The organism is Mesorhizobium tamadayense (assembly GCF_003863365.1).
GTDB lineage: Bacteria > Pseudomonadota > Alphaproteobacteria > Rhizobiales > Rhizobiaceae > Mesorhizobium > Mesorhizobium tamadayense.
On record NZ_RQXT01000009.1, the window covers coordinates 143,828 to 160,066 of the forward strand.

A 16,239-nucleotide genomic window follows, 5' to 3' on the forward strand; every position below is an offset into this window, starting at 1 on the left:
ACACTGCCTGCACTTTCATCTTCGGCCTGACAACCCGTGTCGGCAATCGGACTTTCGTCTTTAAAACCGGCGTCCTTAAAACCGGCGCGACACTATCCGTTTTCCAGCCGCATGCGTGGTAATCGGCTGCCACCACCTTTTTTCGCCGGCGCGCATAATCGCCTTCCAGAGTACCAAAGCTGCGGAGTCCGATTTGGCGAAGGCGATCCACACCATGATCCGGGTTCTCGACGAGACCCGGTCCGTCGATTTCTACAATAAGGCCTTTGGCCTCGATATCGCGCAGCGGCTCGATTTCGAGACTTTCACGCTCATTTATCTCAGCAATGCCGACACGCCGTTCGAGGTCGAATTGACCGTGAACAAGGGGCGCGCCGAGCCCTATGCGCTTGGTGATGGCTACGGCCATCTCGCGGTCTCCGTCGCCGATCTCGACAGCGAGCACGGCCGGCTCGGCGCGCTCGGCCTCAACCCGAAGAAGATCGTGGAGTTCAACCGCGACGGCGCGCAGATCGCCCGCTTCTTCTTCATCGAGGACCCTGACGGCTACAAGATCGAGGTCCTGCAGCGGGGAGGGCGCTTCCAATAGGGGATACCCGCCGCGCGGACAGGCGCGGCGCCAGCAACGGCACTCTCCAGAGTGCGAACAGCAAGCAGGGAGGAAACTATGGTCACGATCTATGAAAGGCAGCCCCATGAGAGGAAGCCTGGCCTGTCACGGCGCGAGCTTCTCAAGCGCGGCGGCGCCGGTGCGTTGCTCATCATTTCGGGCGGCGCCGTCATCAGCCCCGAACATGCCTGGGGGCTGGAAACCGCGGCGCTGAAGCCCGAGACGATGGCGACGCTGATCCAGGTGGCGCGCGACATCTACCCGCACGACCAGGTCCCGGACAAATACTACGCCATCGCTGTCAAGGGCCACGACGAGACGGCCGCCAAGGATCCGGCCCATAAGGAGCTGATCGAAAAGGGCATCGCCGATCTCGACAAGAAGGCCGGCAGCGGCGGCTATCGCGGGCTCGGCTGGGAAGAACAGCGGGTCGCACTGCTGAAGGAGGTCGAGAAGACGCCCTTCTTTCAGGCGGTTCGCGGCGGCCTCGTCGTCAGCCTCTACAACCAGAAGGAGGTGTGGCCGATCTTCGGTTACGAGGGCGAGTCCTACTCGAAGGGCGGCTACATCGCGCGCGGCTTCAACGACATCGAGTGGCTCTGAGGCGCTCTGTCCCAAGCCGCTTTGACCGATTGAACGGCTTTTGACCGATTTCATGGGAGGAAACCATGGCAGCACAATTTGATCTCAAGAACGACGGTGTGGTCGTCATCATCGGCTCGGGCGCCGGCGGCGGCACGCTCGGCAACGAACTGGCGCAGAAAGGCATCGACGTCGTCATCCTCGAGGCGGGCGCCCGCCACGAATACGAGGATTTTGTCAACGACGAGTGGGATTCCTTCGCCCAGCTCGCGTGGAAGGACAAGCGCACCACCTCCGGCGACTGGCGCGTGGCGAAGGATTTCCCGAACCTGCCGGCCTGGATCGTCAAGTCCGTCGGCGGCTCGACCACGCACTGGGCGGGCGCGTCGCTGCGCTTCCAGGAGCATGAGTTCAAGGCGCTTTCGTCCTACGGTAAGGTGAAGGGCGCAAACCTTCTCGACTGGCCGGTCACGCTCGCCGAGATGGAGTCCTATTACGCCAAGGCCGAAGCCAAGATGGGCGTGACCGGCACCAACGACTGGCCGCGCCTGCCGGGCAACAACAATTTCAAGGTGCTCAAGGCCGGCGCCGACAAGCTGGGCTACAAGGAATGCCACACCGGCAACATGGCCATCAATTCGGTCGAGCGCGACGACCGCAACTCCTGCCAGCAGACCGGCTTCTGCTTCCAGGGCTGCAAATGGGGCGCCAAATGGTCGACGCTTTATACCGAGATCCCGAAGGGCGAAGCCACCGGCCACCTCGAGGTCCGGCCGAATTCCATGGCCATCAAGATCAACCATGACGCCTCAGGCAAGGTGACGGGCGTCGTCTATGCCGACAAGGACGGCAAGCTGCAGGAACAGAAAGCGCGCATCGTCGCGGTCGCCGGCAACTCGATCGAGAGCCCGCGCCTGCTGCTCAATTCCGAATCAAGCAAGTTCCCGCACGGCCTCGCCAACTCGTCGGGGCAGGTAGGCAAGAACTACATGCGCCACACGACCGGCTCGGTCTACGCCATCTTCGACAAGCCGGTGCATATGTATCGCGGCACCACCATGGCCGGCATCATCCGCGACGAGGCACGCCACGATCCGTCCCGCGGCTTCGTCGGTGGCTACGAGATGGAGACGCTGTCGCTCGGCCTGCCGTTCATGGCCGCCTTCCTCAATCCCGGCGGCTGGGGCCGTTCCTTCACCACGGCGCTCGACCATTACGACCATATGGCGGGGCTGTGGATCGTCGGCGAGGACATGCCGCGCGAGGAGAACCGCATCACGCTGCATGCCGACGAAAAGGACGAGCACGGCATGCCGATCGCCGACGTCCATTTCGACGATCACGCCAACGACACAGCCATGCGCGACCACGCCTACAGCCGAGGCCAGGCCTTGTACGCGGCGGTGGGGGCGACCCGGACTTTCCCGACGCCGCCCTATCCCTCGACCCACAATCTCGGCACCAACCGGATGAGCGAGAAGCCGGCCGACGGCGTCGTCAACAAGCACGGCCAGACGCACGACATCAAGAACCTGTTCGTGTCGGACGGCAGCCAGTTCACCACCGGCGGCGCCGAAAATCCGACACTAACGATCGTGTCGCTGGCGATCCGCCAAGCCGACTACATCGCCGCGCAAATGTCGGCGAAGAGCATTTAAGCACGACCTCCCGACTGCCTGCTGGCGCGGGACCCTGCCGGGTTCCGCGCCCTTTTTTGCCGGCTATCTCTTCGTGCAGGTCGAAGCGGTGAAGGCTCCGTCGGGCTGCTTCATGATGATGTCGAAGGAGGGGCCGCCCGGGTCGTGGAGCGTCGCCTGCGTCATCGAGATCGAGTTGCCGCCGCTGGTGTAGCCGCCGAGGGGACCCAGCCAGCTGATCTCGCCATTGGGATTCATCTGATAGTTGTAGGCCAGCGGCGCGCTGCCGAAGGTCACCGGGCCGCTGTAGAGGTTGCCCTTGATGGTGATGTCGCCGAGGCTAAGGAACATGCCGAGCAGGTAGACCTCGCAGTGATAGGTTCCGTCGGGCAGCTTGCCGTCGGTGAAGTCGGCGCGAGCACCGCCCGCGGCGGACATGAGAAGCAGGAAACCCAGGATGATTCGTAAGGCCATGACGTCGCTCGTTTGCGCGGCGACCTTGCCCCATTTTGCCATCATCTCGCAACCGTCAGTGGACTGCGGAATGCGTGGCTGAGATGAAAGTTTGGGCATTTTCATAATTTGGGCAAAATCTAGGCAGATGTGCGTAAAGTTTTCTCAATCCGTCCGCACCGAAAAGCCTCGATATGTTCGACGGCTATATGATAACCAATTGTAAACACTGATCTATCGCTCTCCACCCAGCCACGCCGCCGCGTTTGGCACGTCGCTTGCACCGCTATATTGCAATGCAAAACAACCAGCTTGGGAGCGTGGAACATGAGGGGTAATTTCTCGACAATAACAAAAATGTTTTCGGCCGGCGTGGTCGCTGCCGGTCTGGCGATGTCGGCGCCCGCCAAGGCGGCCGACGACACGATCAAGGTCGGCATCCTCCATTCGCTGTCGGGGACAATGGCGATTTCGGAGACGACGCTGAAAGATGTGATGCTGATGCTGATCGAGGAGCAGAACGCCAAGGGCGGTCTGCTCGGCAAGAAGCTCGAGGCGGTGGTCGTCGATCCGGCGTCCAACTGGCCGCTGTTCGCCGAAAAGGCACGCGAGCTGATTTCGAAGGACAAGGTGGCGGCGGTGTTCGGCTGCTGGACTTCGGTGTCGCGCAAGTCGGTGCTGCCGGTGTTCAGCGAGCTCGACAACATCCTGTTCTATCCCGTCCAGTATGAGGGCGAGGAGAGCGAGCGCAACGTCTTCTACACCGGTGCGGCGCCGAACCAGCAGGCCATTCCGGCCGTCGACTATCTGATGAGCGCCGATGGCGGCTCGGTGAAGCGCTGGGTGCTCGAAGGCACCGACTATGTCTATCCGCGCACCACCAACAAGATCCTTGAAGCCTACCTGAAGGCGAAGGGCGTGCCGGCCGAGGACATCATGGTCAACTACACACCGTTCGGCTTCTCCGACTGGCAGACCGAGGTCTCGGCGATCAAGAAGTTCGGCTCGGCCGGCAAGAAGACGGCGGTCGTGTCGACCGTCAACGGCGACGCCAACGTGCCGTTCTACAAGGAGCTCGGCAACCAGGGCGTCAAGGCCGAGGACATTCCGGTCATGGCCTTCTCGGTCGGCGAGGAAGAGCTGGCCGGCCTCGACACCGGGCCGCTTGTCGGTCATCTCGCCGCCTGGAACTACTTCGAGAGCGTCGACACGCCCGAGAACAAGAAGTTCATCGACGACTGGCACAAGTTCATCAAGAGCGACAAGCGCACCACCAACGACCCGATGGAAGCCCATTACATCGGCTTCAACATGTGGGTGAAGGCGGTCGAGAAGGCCGGCACCACCGATCCGGACAAGGTGATCGACGCTATGGTCGGCGTGTCGGTGCCCAACCTCACCGGCGGCTATTCGACGATGATGCCCAACCACCACATCACCAAGCCGGTGCTGATCGGCGAGATCCAGGCCGACGGTCAGTTCGAGACCGTGTCGCAGACGCCGGGCCTCGTGATGGGCGACGAATGGTCCGACTACCTGCCGGATTCCAAGGACCTGATCTCCGATTGGCGCGCGCCTTTGTCCTGCGGCAACTTCAACGTCGCCACCGGCAAGTGCGGCGGCAAGGGCACCAACTGATCCTCCCGGGTCTTCCGGGTCGCGGATTTCCGCGACCCGAGACCGCAAGTCGCTCCGGGCGGGCTCTTCCTCCAGCCCGCCCGGACACAATCCGAACCTTTCGAGAATGATCGCTAACCGATGATCTTGATCCGCGCGATTGGCCTGACGCTGCTGCTAGTGATTGCAAGTCTGCTGCCGTCCAGCGCGGCCGAGGCCGACCTTCGCGCGACCATCGCCAAGTTCGCGACCGCCACGAATTTCTCAGGCACGGAAGCCGTCGTGCGCGAGCTGGCCGCGAGCGGCGATCCGGCCGTCGAACGCCCGCTCTCGGCTCTCGCCGACGGCAATCTCTATATCCGCAAATCCGATTCCCAGGTCTTCGTCGGCAAGGAGGCCGGAGACGGCATCGAGCTGCTCGATCCGTTGAGCGGCGAGAAGGCTGCCGACGCCGCAAAGACCGATCTCACCAAGATCAAGGTCAACAACGGCCTGCGCCGCACGATCCGCGATGCGCTGGGCACGCTGACGCTGCGCGCCAAGGACGCCGGCGTGCGCCTCGCCGCCGCGGCGACCATGTTCAAGACGCCCGATGCGGCGAACATCGAGCCGCTCGATGCCGCGATCGCCGCCGAGACGGAGCCGGGCGTGAAGGCTCTGTTCGAACAGGCCCGGGCGGCGTCGGTTCTGGTCTCGGACAAGCCCGAGGCCGACAAGCTCGCGGCAATCTCCCTGATCGCCGCGCGCGGCGACCGCGACGCGCTTTCGTTGCTGACCTCGGTTGAAGCCAGTTCCCAAGGCCCGGTCAAGGACGCGGCAACGGCCGCTATCGGCACCATCAATTCGACGCTGGCGCTGTGGGATGCCGGCCAGAACATCTGGTACGGCATCTCGCTCGGATCGGTGCTGCTGCTTGCCGCGATCGGGCTGGCCATCACCTTCGGCGTCATGGGTGTCATCAACATGGCGCATGGCGAGATGGTGATGCTCGGCGCCTACACCACCTTCGTCGTCCAGCAGGTGATCCGCACGTCGTTCCCCGGCCTGTTCGACTGGTCGCTGGTCATCGCGCTGCCGCTCGCCTTCCTCGTTGCCGCGCTGGTCGGCCTCGCCATCGAGCGCGGCCTCATCCGCTTCCTCTACGGCCGGCCGCTGGAGACGTTGCTTGCCACCTGGGGCGTCTCGCTGATCCTGCAGCAGGCGGTGCGCACCATCTTCGGGCCGACCAACCAGGAGGTCGGAAATCCGTCCTGGATGTCGGGCTCGTTCGATATCGGCCAACTGGCCGTGACCTGGAACCGACTGTGGATCCTGGTGTTCGCGCTGCTGGTGTTCGGTGTGCTGCTCTACGTTATGAAGCGCACGCCCTGGGGGCTGCAGATGCGCGCCGTCACCGCCAACCGCCGCATGGCCGCCTCGATGGGCATCCGCACGCCATGGGTCGACGCGCTGACCTTCGCTCTGGGATCCGGCATCGCCGGTATTGCCGGCGTGGCACTCAGCCAGATCGACAACGTCTCGCCCAATCTTGGCCGCGGCTACATCATCGACAGCTTCATGGTCGTCGTCTTCGGCGGCGTCGGCAATCTTTGGGGCACGCTGGTCGGCGCCTTCTCGCTGGGCATCGTCAACAAGTTCCTCGAGCCCTATGCCGGCGCCGTGCTCGGCAAGATCGTCGTGCTGGTGCTGATCATCCTGTTCATCCAGAAGCGCCCGCGCGGTCTGTTCGCGCTGAAGGGCAGGGCGGTGGAAGCATGATCACGCAGCGCTTCTTCAGCGCCGACCGCCGCATCGCCGTCGCCGTCTTCATCCTGCTCGCAGCCGCCGTCGTCGTGCCGCTGCTCAATCTTGCCATCGCGCCGTCGAGCGCGCTCTACGTGCCGCCCTATATCGTGGCGCTGGTCGGCAAATATCTTTGCTACGCGCTGCTGGCGCTCGCGCTCGATCTTGTCTGGGGCTATTGCGGCATCCTCTCGCTCGGCCACGGCGCCTTCTTCGCGCTCGGCGGCTATGCGATGGGCATGTATCTGATGCGCCAGATCGGCTCGCGCGGCGTCTATGGCAACCCGATCCTGCCGGACTTCATGGTGTTCCTGAACTACAAGGAACTGCCCTGGTTCTGGCACGGCTTCGACCACTTCTGGTTCGCTGCAACGATGGTGCTCGCCGTGCCCGGCCTGCTCGCCTTCGTCTTCGGCTGGTTCGCCTTCCGCAGCCGCGTCACTGGCGTCTATCTCTCGATCATCACCCAGGCGATGACTTATGCACTGCTGCTCGCCTTCTTCCGCAACGACATGGGTTTTGGCGGCAACAACGGCCTGACCGACTTCAAGGACATTCTCGGCTTCAACGTGCAGGCCGATGCGACGCGCTCGGCATTGTTTGCGGCAAGCGCCGTCACGCTGGCGCTCGCGGTTCTTCTCACCGCGGCCATCGTCGGTTCCAAATACGGCAAGCTCTTGATGGCGGTGCGGGACGCCGAGAGCCGTACCCGCTTCCTCGGCTGGAGGGCGGAGAACGTCAAATTGTTCGCCTTCACCGTCTCTGCGATCATGGCCGGCATTGCCGGCGCTCTCTACGTGCCGCAGGTCGGCATCATCAACCCCGGCGAGTTCGAGCCGTCCAGTTCGATCGAGGTGGTGATCTGGACCGCGGTCGGCGGGCGCGGCACCATCGTCGGCCCGATCATCGGCGCGTTGCTCGTCAATGCCGGCAAATCCTGGTTCACCGGCGTGCTGCCGGAATTCTGGCTGTTCGCGCTGGGCGGGCTGTTCGTCGCCGTCACCCTGCTGCTGCCCAAGGGCATCGTCGGCATGTGGGATTCATGGCGCGGCAACGCCAGGGCGACGCGCGCGGCCTCGCTCGCCGCGGAAGCCGGCGCCGATCCGGAGGCGCCGAAGATCGTGCGCTCGGCCGCACGGACGCCAGGCGCATGGTCGGCTTCCGGCGCCGAGCCGCAGCCGGCGGAGTGAGCGATCATGAGCAAGTCGAACACCATCCTCTATCTCGACGGCGTCTCGGCTTCCTTCGACGGTTTCCGCGCCATCAACAATTTGTCGCTGGTGCTCGACAAGGGCGAGATGCGCGCGATCATCGGGCCCAACGGCGCCGGCAAGACGACGATGATGGACATCGTCACCGGCAAGACGCGGCCGGACGAGGGCGAGGTCTTCTTCGACGGCCAGGTCGACCTCACCCGGCATGACGAGGCCGAGATCGCCATGATGGGCATCGGTCGCAAGTTCCAGAAGCCGACCGTCTTCGAGAACCACAGCGTCGAGGACAACCTGATGCTGGCGCTGAAGGGGCCGCGCTCGATCTTCCCGGCGCTCTTCCATCGCCGCTCGGCGGCCGAGGCCCGGCGCATCGACGACATTCTCGGCATCATCCGTCTCGGCGACAAGCGCGACGAGCTCGCCGCCAATCTCAGCCACGGCCAGAAACAGTGGCTGGAGATCGGCATGCTCTTAGCGCAGGATCCGAAGCTGCTCCTCGTCGACGAGCCGGTCGCCGGCATGACCGACGCCGAGACCGAGGAGACGGCGCGGCTGCTCAAGGACATTGCCCGCGATCATTCGGTGATCGTCGTCGAGCACGACATGCATTTCGTGCGCGAGCTTGGCGTCAAGGTCACCTGCCTGCACGAGGGCTCGGTGCTGTCCGAAGGCACGCTCGATTTCGTTTCGGCCGACGAACGTGTCGTCGAAGTCTATCTGGGGCGATGAGCATGGTCTGGCGGGTTCCGTTCCACCGTTTCGATTTCGCTTTTCTGAAGCGCTGGAGAAGGCGCTGACCATGCTCGAAGTCTCCAATGCCACGCTCCATTACGGCGCCGCGCAGGCGCTGCGCGGCGTTTCGCTGAAGGCCGGCGCCGGCAGGATCACTTGCGTGCTCGGCCGCAACGGCGTCGGCAAGACCAGTTTGATGAGATCGATCGTCGGCCATCACCGGCTGACGAGCGGAAGCGTTGCCTTCGAGGGGAAGGCGCTCGACCGGAGCGCGGCGTATGACCGCGCCCGGTCGGGCATCGCATTCGTGCCGCAGGGCAGGGAAATCTTTCCCCTGCTCACGGTGCGCGAAAACCTGGAGTCGGGCTTCGCGCCGCTGAAGCGCGTCGACCGTAACATTCCGGCGCATGTCTTTGAGCTGTTTCCGGTGCTGAAGCAGATGCTGTCGCGGCGCGGCGGCGATCTCTCCGGCGGTCAGCAGCAGCAGCTTGCCATCGGCAGGGCGCTGGTCATGCGGCCGAAGCTGCTTGTGCTCGATGAGCCGACCGAAGGCATCCAGCCATCGATCATCAAGGACATCGGCCGCGCCATCCGCTATCTGCGCGACCAGGCGGGGATCGCGGTGCTGCTGGTCGAGCAATATCTCGACTTCTGCCGCGAGCTTGCCGACGAGGTCAACATCATGGACCGCGGCCAGATCGTGCACACCGGCTCGGCCGAGGATCTCGATCGCGCGGATGTAAGGAAATTCCTGACGGTGTAATCTAAAATGAGGGTGGTGGTCCTGCTGGATAGCGGATTGTAAGCCTTGAAGATTAGCTGAGCCGCCTTTCGCGTCGTCATCCTTGGGCGAAGCAAGGAGCGCAGCGACGCGGCGCAGACCCAAGGATCCATGCCATTACGTCTGCCGAACAGTGCGGCGGTGCAGAATACAATCCGTTCTCCCGCGCCTCAACCATTCTAGATTCTGCACCGTTAGTGACGCTCCGAAGCAACGGCATGGATCCTTGGGTCTTCGCTCCGCTTCTCGTCGCTACGCCCAAGGATGACGAAGTTGTTGAGCCCTCTGGCGCCATTAATACCACATGCTAGTCTTTTCCTGGCCTTGGTGAGTCGGCCGCTTATCCGTGCCAGTCGCGAATGAGGGGAAGGGGGCGGGCCCCGCCGCAAGTTCCACGCAAGCATGCCTGCCTAGCTTTCCCGCAGTGATTGTCGGTCAATGCGTCCAACAAAGAGCTTGCCAGGGGAAGGCGATGGAACGTTTTGTCGAGGACTATCAGAAGCGGCGCCTCACCGAACGCGTCGACATCATGACGGCGATCAACATCCTGATGTCGCAAGGCTATGACGAGGACGATCTGCTCGGCGAAATAACCAAGGTTTTTTATGTCGACCTCGACGCCTATTACGAAGTGATCGGTCACCACTGACGGCTTGGACTTTCCAGCTTCAAGCGCAGCGGCGGACGTCAAGCACGCGGCTGCGGCCGCCGCGCTTGGCTGCATAAATCGCCCTGTCGGCGGCGCTGAGCACCTTTGTCGAAGCTCATGCCTTCACTGCTGCCGAAGGCGAAGCCGGCGTTGGTGCATTAGTGCAGCAAGGAAGTATCGATTACGCTACGATAGCCAAGAAGGTGCGCGGATTCCCCGTGCGTCAGGATGTCACCCGCTTCATCAAAGCCATGGCGCCGAAGGGCGCGCGCACCTTGCCCTCGGTGATAAAGTAGACGAACACATCGCGCGGCTTGACCGGCGCGTCGGTCCCAGTATCGGCGCGCGGCAGGTCGGCCGGCTGTTTGCCTTCGGCCCAGGTCTTTGCCCGCGCCGCCCACTCGTCGAGGCCTTTCGGCGTGTAGCAGTCGGGATTGTCGTCGCTGCCGGTCTGCAGCCGCGCATAGACGAAATCGCCGGTGACGTCGGCGATCGCCGGATATTTGGCATGGTCGGCATAGACGATCGCGGCATTGTATTTTCGCGCCAATGCCGGGAATTCCGGCACGATGAAGCTGTCGTGCCGGACTTCGAGCGCATGGCGCAGCGGCACGCCGTCCTGCTTCTCGGGCAGCAGCTTCAGGAAGGCCTCGAAATCGTCCGCATCGAATTTCTTTGTCGGCGCGAACTGCCACAGGATCGGCCCCAGCTTGTCGCCGAGCGCGGCGATACCCGAGCCGAGGAAGCGCATTATCGACTCGCCGGCTTCGCCGAGCACGCGTCGGTTGGTGACGAAGCGGTTGCCTTTCAGCGAATAGACGAAACCGTCAGGCGCTTCGCCAGCCCATTTGACGAAGGTCGGTTCCTTGAAGTTGGAATAGTAGGTGCCGTTGACCTCGATGGTCGGCACCTGACGGCTTGCATAGTGGAGTTGCTTCGCCTTCGACAGCTTGTCCGGATAGAAGGAAGTGTCCCACGGCTCGAAGGTCCAGCCGCCCATGCCCGAGCGGATTTTTCCTTGGCTGGCCATTATTATCCTCCTAGTTTCGAATTGCGATCAGGCGGCTTTGTCGAGGGGTTTGACCATGTCGACCACGGTCCATCGCGGCCGGTACGGATTGGGCCGGCGACCGGTCTCGCGATAGCCATAGGCCGTATAGAGCGCGATGTTCCGCTCCATCCGCGAATTGGTGTAGAGCCGAACCTCCTGCAAGCCCCACAGTCGTGCCTGTTCGTCGGCGAAGTTGAGCAGCTTGATGCCGAGCTTCCTGCCCTGGAAGGCCGGCGCGACGGCGACGCTGAAGATCATGGCGTGGTCGGGAAGCCGCTCGAGGACGATCAGCCCGGTCAGCTCGGTATCCTCTTCCAGGAGCCAGATCTCGCCGCCCTCGTTGCGCGGCGCGTAATCTTCCGTGACCGGGATCGGCGGCGCGCCGAACAGGGCGGTGTAGGGCGCGTAGGCGGCCGTCGTCAGCGAAACTACTGCCGGGAGATCTCCGGAAAGCGCTCTTCTAAGGGTCATTCAAACGCTCTCCGGGCACTAACGATTTGCGCGCTCATTCCGCCGCTTCGCGCTTGCCTCCGGGGCGCCGCTCCAGAAGCTCCTTCAGGAACTGGCCGGTGTAGCTGCGCTTCTCGCGCACGATCGCTTCCGGCGTGCCCGACGCAACCAGCTCGCCGCCGCCGTCGCCGCCTTCGGGGCCGAGGTCGAGCACCCAATCGGCGGTCTTGATGACTTCGAGATTGTGCTCGATCACCACCACCGTGTTGCCCTGATCGACCAGCTCATGCAGCACTTCGAGCAGTTTGGCGACATCGTGGAAATGCAGGCCGGTCGTCGGCTCGTCGAGGATGTAGAGCGTCTTGCCGGTCGCCTTGCGCGACAGCTCCTTGGCGAGCTTGATACGCTGCGCCTCGCCGCCCGACAGCGTCGTCGCCTGCTGGCCAATATGGATATAACCCAGGCCGACCTGCTTCAGCGTCTCCAGCTTGTCGCGCACGCCGGGCACGGCGGTGAAGAAGTCGACGCCTTCCTCGACCGTCATGTCGAGCACGTCGGCGATCGACTTGCCCTTGAACAGCACATCCAGCGTCTCGCGGTTGTAGCGCTTGCCGTGGCAGACGTCGCAGGTGACGTAGACGTCGGGCAGGAAGTGCATCTCGATCTTGATGACGCCGTCGCCCTGGCAGGCCTCGCAGCGGCCGCCCTTGACGTTGAAGGAGAAGCGTCCCGGCTGATAGCCGCGCGCCTTCGCTTCCGGCAGCCCGGCGAACCAGTCGCGGATCGGCGTGAAGGCGCCGGTATAGGTTGCCGGGTTGGAGCGCGGCGTGCGCCCGATCGGCGACTGGTCGATGTCGATGACCTTGTCGAGGAACTCCAGCCCCTCGATGCGATCATGCTCGGCCGGATGCTCGCGCGAGCCCATAATGCGGCGCGAGGCGGCCTTGAACAGCGTCTCGATCAGGAAGGTCGACTTGCCGCCGCCGGACACGCCGGTGACGCAGGTGAAGGTGCCGAGCGGGATCTCCGCCGTGACGTTCTTCAGATTGTTGCCGCGCGCGCCGACGACCTTGATCCGGCGGCTCTTCTTTGCCTCGCGGCGCACTTCCGGCGTAGCTACCTCCAACTCGCCCGAAAGATATTTGCCGGTGATCGAGGCGGGTGTCGCCATGATCTGCTGCGGCGTGCCCTGCGCGATGATCTCGCCGCCATGGATGCCGGCGGCCGGGCCAATGTCGACGACATAGTCGGCATGCAGGATGGCGTCCTCGTCATGCTCAACGACGATCACCGTGTTGCCGATGTCGCGCAGGTGTTTCAGCGTATCGAGCAGCCGCGCATTGTCGCGCTGGTGCAGGCCGATCGACGGCTCGTCCAGAACGTAGAGCACACCGGTGAGGCCGGAGCCGATCTGCGAGGCCAATCGGATGCGCTGGCTCTCGCCGCCCGACAGCGTGCCGGAATTGCGCGACAGCGTCAGGTAATCGAGGCCGACATCGTTCAGGAAGCGCAGGCGTTCGCGGATTTCCTTCAGCACCCTGACCGCAATCTCGTTCTGCTTGTCGTTCAGCTGCGCCGGCAGGTCGGTGAACCACTGGTCGGCCTTGCGGATCGACATCTCCGTGACCTCGCCGATATGCTTTCCGGCGATCTTGACCGCCAGCGCTTCCGGCTTCAGCCGGTAGCCGTTGCAGGCAGGGCAGGGCGTCGCCGACATGAAGCGCTCGATCTCCTCGCGCATCCAGGCCGATTCTGTTTCCTTCCAGCGCCGGTCGAGGTTGGGAATGACGCCCTCGAAGGTCTTGGTCGTCTTGTAGGAGCGCAAGCCGTCGTCATACTGGAAGGTGATCTCGCGCTCGCCCGTGCCGTGCAGCACGGCCTGCTGCGCCTCGGCGCTCAGATCCTTGAACTTGTCGCCGAGCTTGAAGCCATAGGCCTTGCCGAGGGCTTCCAACGTCTGCGCGTAATAGGGCGAGGTCGACTTCGCCCACGGGCTGATGGCGCCGTCGCGCAGCGAGACGTTCTCGTCGGGCACCACGAGATTGGCGTCGATGGCGCGCTGGCTGCCGAGGCCATCGCAGGTCGGGCAGGCGCCGAACGGGTTGTTGAAGGAGAACAGCCTGGGCTCGATCTCCAGAATGGTGAAACCGGAGACCGGGCAGGCGAATTTTTCCGAGAACATGATGCGCTCATGCGTCTCGTTCTTCGACTTGTTGACCGAGTCCTCGCCGGTCTGGCTGGCGTCGAGCGGCCTGTCGGCGAACTCGGCCACCGCCAGCCCCTCGGCGAGCTTCAGCGCGGTTTCCATCGAGTCCGCCAGCCGCGTCGCCAGATCGCCGCGCACGACGATGCGGTCGACGACGACGTCGATGTCGTGCTTGTACTTCTTGTCCAATGCCGGCACGTCGGCGATCTCGTAGAAGACGCCGTCGACCTTGACGCGCTGGAAGCCCTTCTTTTGCAGCTCCAAAAGCTCTTTGCGGTACTCGCCCTTGCGGCCGCGCACGATCGGCGCCAGCAGATAGAGGCGGGTGCCTTCGTCCAGCGCCAGCACGCGGTCGACCATCTGGCTGACCGTCTGGCTCTCGATCGGCAGGCCGGTCGCCGGCGAATAGGGGATGCCGACGCGCGCGAACAGCAAGCGCATATAGTCGTAGATCTCGGTGACGGTGCCGACCGTCGAGCGCGGATTGCGCGAGGTGGTCTTCTGCTCGATCGAGATGGCGGGCGACAGGCCGTCGATCTGGTCGACGTCCGGCTTCTGCATCATCTCCAGGAACTGGCGGGCATAGGCCGACAGACTCTCGACATAGCGGCGCTGGCCCTCGGCATAGATGGTGTCGAAGGCAAGCGACGACTTGCCGGAGCCCGACAGGCCGGTCATGACGATCAGGCTGTCGCGCGGCAGGTCGAGATCGACATTCTTGAGATTGTGCTCGCGCGCCCCGCGAATGGAAAGGTATTTATGGTCGGCCATCGCCGGTCGCCGCCTCAGGTCTGGAATTCATGGGATCGGCGGGGTTTTCCCGGCCATCCCCTATGTAGGTAGTTTCGCCGCCACGTCGAGAGACGCCACAAATCTCGACAGAAGCCTTTAATCGTCTTTCGCGCGAGCGGGCAAGCGGAAAGAACAAAGGCCGAACACGCTCCTGACAAAGCGCTGTGGAAACAATGCTCCCGACGCGCTGCCGCTTTGATCCACATAGGTGCTCGACTTACCCGCACGTAACCTCCTGGCGATCACATTTTTCGGTAATCGGCTATTGGACGGTTGACGCCGGCGACCCGCGGGAGCAGTCTCTGGACGTCAGCGAAGCCGGCCGTCTTTCGATGGCCTCGCCACCCGAAGGTGGCCTGCGAGACGCCGCAGGCGTTGGCGATTGAGCTTCGTAAGACAATGGTCGCAACGGACAGAAGGAGCGGAGCATGACGCCACCGGACAGTCCCTTGAGGCTCCACACGATGATGGAGCCGCGGCGGGCATAAGTGCCAGGGCAGGCGTGAGCGCCGCCCGACAAACCGTGACCTGCCGATTCGCTACAATCAGAGACTACAGTCGGATCGTCGGCTGAACGCCGCGTTGCATCCGAAACAGAACGCCGGCAGTCCACTCCCGGCTAAAATTGGATTTCAGATCCATGAAAGCCCCGTCCACCTGCGGAAGCAGCGGCGGGGCTTGCATTTTATGGGGCGCGGACGCTTCTTCACCGACAGACAGGAACGCCTCAATGGTTTGGCGGTCTGATGCCGCCGGTCGCCATGTCGATGGTTATGCTGCCGGAAATCCTGACATCGGTGTTGCCGATCTTGAACGTGCCGTTGCTGCCGGCCGGCTGCGCGTCGTCCGGCTCGGGCTGCGGCGCGGGCTTGGCGATACGGTAGTCGCCGCTGACGCCCGGAAGTTTCTGCGCCGAATTGTCGTCCGCGAAGGCAGCGGTGCCGGTTATCAGCACGCCGGCGAACGCGGCGAGGGCAATACACGAATTGGATCTCGGATGCCTGATCATCCGCCGACTATAGAGGCGCGTCGGGAGCGGGGCCAGACGCGTGGCAATCAAATTGCCGCGCGTCGCTCAGGCCGCCTTCTTGCGCGTGTCGTAGACATGATCGACGAGACCCCAGGCTTTCGCCTCCTCGGCGGTCATGAAATAATCGCGGTCGAGCGTGCGCTCGACCTCCTCATAGGTTCGGCCGCAGTGCCTGGCATAAAGCTCCGTCATGTGACGCTTGGTGCGCAGGATGTCCTCGGCATGGCGCTGGATGTCGGAGGCCTGGCCCTGGAAGCCGCCCAGCGGCTGGTGCAGCACGATCCGGGTGTTGGGCAGCGCGATGCGCCGCCCGGGTGAGCCGGCCATCAAAAGGAAAGAGCCCATCGAGGCCGCGAAGCCCATGCACACCGTCGACACCGGGCAGGAGATGTACTGCATCGTGTCGTAGATGGCGAAGCCGCTGGTCACCACGCCGCCCGGCGAGTTGATGTAGATCGATATCTCCTTGTCGGGATGGTCCGATTCCAGCGACAAGAGCTGCGCGCAGACCAGCGCCGACACGCCGTCATTGATCTCGCCGTTGATGAAAACGATGCGCTCGCGCAGCAGCCGCGAGAAAATGTCGAAGGCGCGTTCGCCGCGGCTCGACTGCTCGATCACCATCGGCACCAGATTGGCAAAGGCGCTCATCG

Annotated in this window: 15 protein-coding genes; 9 read left to right on the top strand and 6 right to left on the bottom strand. The window is 63.4% G+C overall.

Annotated elements, in window-relative coordinates; all coding sequences use genetic code 11:
* The first annotated feature begins 193 nt into the window (after positions 1 to 193).
* From EH240_RS10300 to EH240_RS10310, 3 genes are all read left to right on the top strand, one after another.
* Positions 194 to 589, top strand: a complete 396-nt coding sequence (locus EH240_RS10300; protein WP_124997767.1) for a VOC family protein — start codon at positions 194 to 196, stop codon at positions 587 to 589.
* Positions 590 to 667: 78 nt separating this feature from the next.
* Entirely contained in the window at positions 668 to 1,213 is a 546-nt protein-coding gene (locus EH240_RS10305) for a gluconate 2-dehydrogenase subunit 3 family protein (protein ID WP_124997769.1), read from the top strand.
* A 65-nt stretch (positions 1,214 to 1,278) separates the two neighbouring features.
* Entirely contained in the window at positions 1,279 to 2,850 is a 1,572-nt protein-coding gene (locus EH240_RS10310) for a GMC family oxidoreductase (protein WP_124997771.1), read from the top strand.
* Positions 2,851 to 2,913: 63 nt separating this feature from the next.
* On the opposite strand, the gene EH240_RS10315 is transcribed toward EH240_RS10310, so the two are convergent.
* Positions 2,914 to 3,303: a hypothetical protein gene (locus tag EH240_RS10315; RefSeq protein ID WP_124997773.1), complete on the bottom strand. Its 390-nt coding sequence runs from the start codon at positions 3,301 to 3,303 to the stop codon at positions 2,914 to 2,916.
* A 336-nt stretch (positions 3,304 to 3,639) separates the two neighbouring features.
* Between EH240_RS10315 and urtA the strand changes: the two genes are divergently transcribed.
* From urtA to EH240_RS10345, 6 genes are all read left to right on the top strand, one after another.
* Positions 3,640 to 4,920: an urea ABC transporter substrate-binding protein gene (urtA, locus tag EH240_RS10320; protein ID WP_245435918.1), complete on the top strand. Its 1,281-nt coding sequence runs from the start codon at positions 3,640 to 3,642 to the stop codon at positions 4,918 to 4,920.
* A 120-nt stretch (positions 4,921 to 5,040) separates the two neighbouring features.
* On the top strand, positions 5,041 to 6,657 hold the full coding sequence (urtB, locus tag EH240_RS10325) for an urea ABC transporter permease subunit UrtB (protein WP_124997777.1): 1,617 nt from the start codon (positions 5,041 to 5,043) through the stop codon (positions 6,655 to 6,657).
* On the top strand, positions 6,654 to 7,871 hold the full coding sequence (gene urtC, locus EH240_RS10330) for an urea ABC transporter permease subunit UrtC (RefSeq protein ID WP_124997779.1): 1,218 nt from the start codon (positions 6,654 to 6,656) through the stop codon (positions 7,869 to 7,871). Before urtB ends, urtC begins: the two co-directional genes overlap by 4 nt.
* Before the next feature lie 6 nt (positions 7,872 to 7,877).
* A complete protein-coding gene (gene urtD / locus EH240_RS10335; protein ID WP_124997781.1) occupies positions 7,878 to 8,624 on the top strand; it encodes an urea ABC transporter ATP-binding protein UrtD in 747 nt (248 codons plus the stop codon).
* A 70-nt stretch (positions 8,625 to 8,694) separates the two neighbouring features.
* Positions 8,695 to 9,390, top strand: a complete 696-nt coding sequence (gene urtE, locus EH240_RS10340) for an urea ABC transporter ATP-binding subunit UrtE (RefSeq protein ID WP_124997783.1) — start codon at positions 8,695 to 8,697, stop codon at positions 9,388 to 9,390.
* 490 nt (positions 9,391 to 9,880) lie between these two features.
* Entirely contained in the window at positions 9,881 to 10,057 is a 177-nt protein-coding gene (locus tag EH240_RS10345; RefSeq protein ID WP_124997785.1) for a hypothetical protein, read from the top strand.
* Positions 10,058 to 10,280: 223 nt separating this feature from the next.
* On the opposite strand, the gene EH240_RS10355 is transcribed toward EH240_RS10345, so the two are convergent.
* The 5 genes from EH240_RS10355 to EH240_RS10375 all read right to left on the bottom strand — a co-directional run bounded on the left by EH240_RS10355 (position 10,281) and on the right by EH240_RS10375 (position 16,237).
* Positions 10,281 to 11,087 (bottom strand): DUF72 domain-containing protein, encoded by an 807-nt coding sequence (locus EH240_RS10355; RefSeq protein ID WP_124997787.1) that lies wholly within the window; start codon positions 11,085 to 11,087, stop codon positions 10,281 to 10,283.
* 27 nt (positions 11,088 to 11,114) lie between these two features.
* On the bottom strand, positions 11,115 to 11,579 hold the full coding sequence (locus tag EH240_RS10360) for a GNAT family N-acetyltransferase (protein WP_124997789.1): 465 nt from the start codon (positions 11,577 to 11,579) through the stop codon (positions 11,115 to 11,117).
* A gap of 34 nt (positions 11,580 to 11,613) precedes the next feature.
* Complete coding sequence (gene uvrA / locus EH240_RS10365) at positions 11,614 to 14,535, bottom strand: excinuclease ABC subunit UvrA (RefSeq protein ID WP_124997791.1); 2,922 nt, start codon at positions 14,533 to 14,535, stop codon at positions 11,614 to 11,616.
* Between the two features lie 748 nt (positions 14,536 to 15,283).
* Positions 15,284 to 15,565, bottom strand: coding sequence for a hypothetical protein (locus EH240_RS10370; RefSeq protein WP_124997793.1), 282 nt, complete (start codon positions 15,563 to 15,565; stop codon positions 15,284 to 15,286).
* A 66-nt stretch (positions 15,566 to 15,631) separates the two neighbouring features.
* Positions 15,632 to 16,237: an ATP-dependent Clp protease proteolytic subunit gene (locus EH240_RS10375; RefSeq protein WP_124997794.1), complete on the bottom strand. Its 606-nt coding sequence runs from the start codon at positions 16,235 to 16,237 to the stop codon at positions 15,632 to 15,634.
* Positions 16,238 to 16,239: the final 2 nt, after the last annotated feature.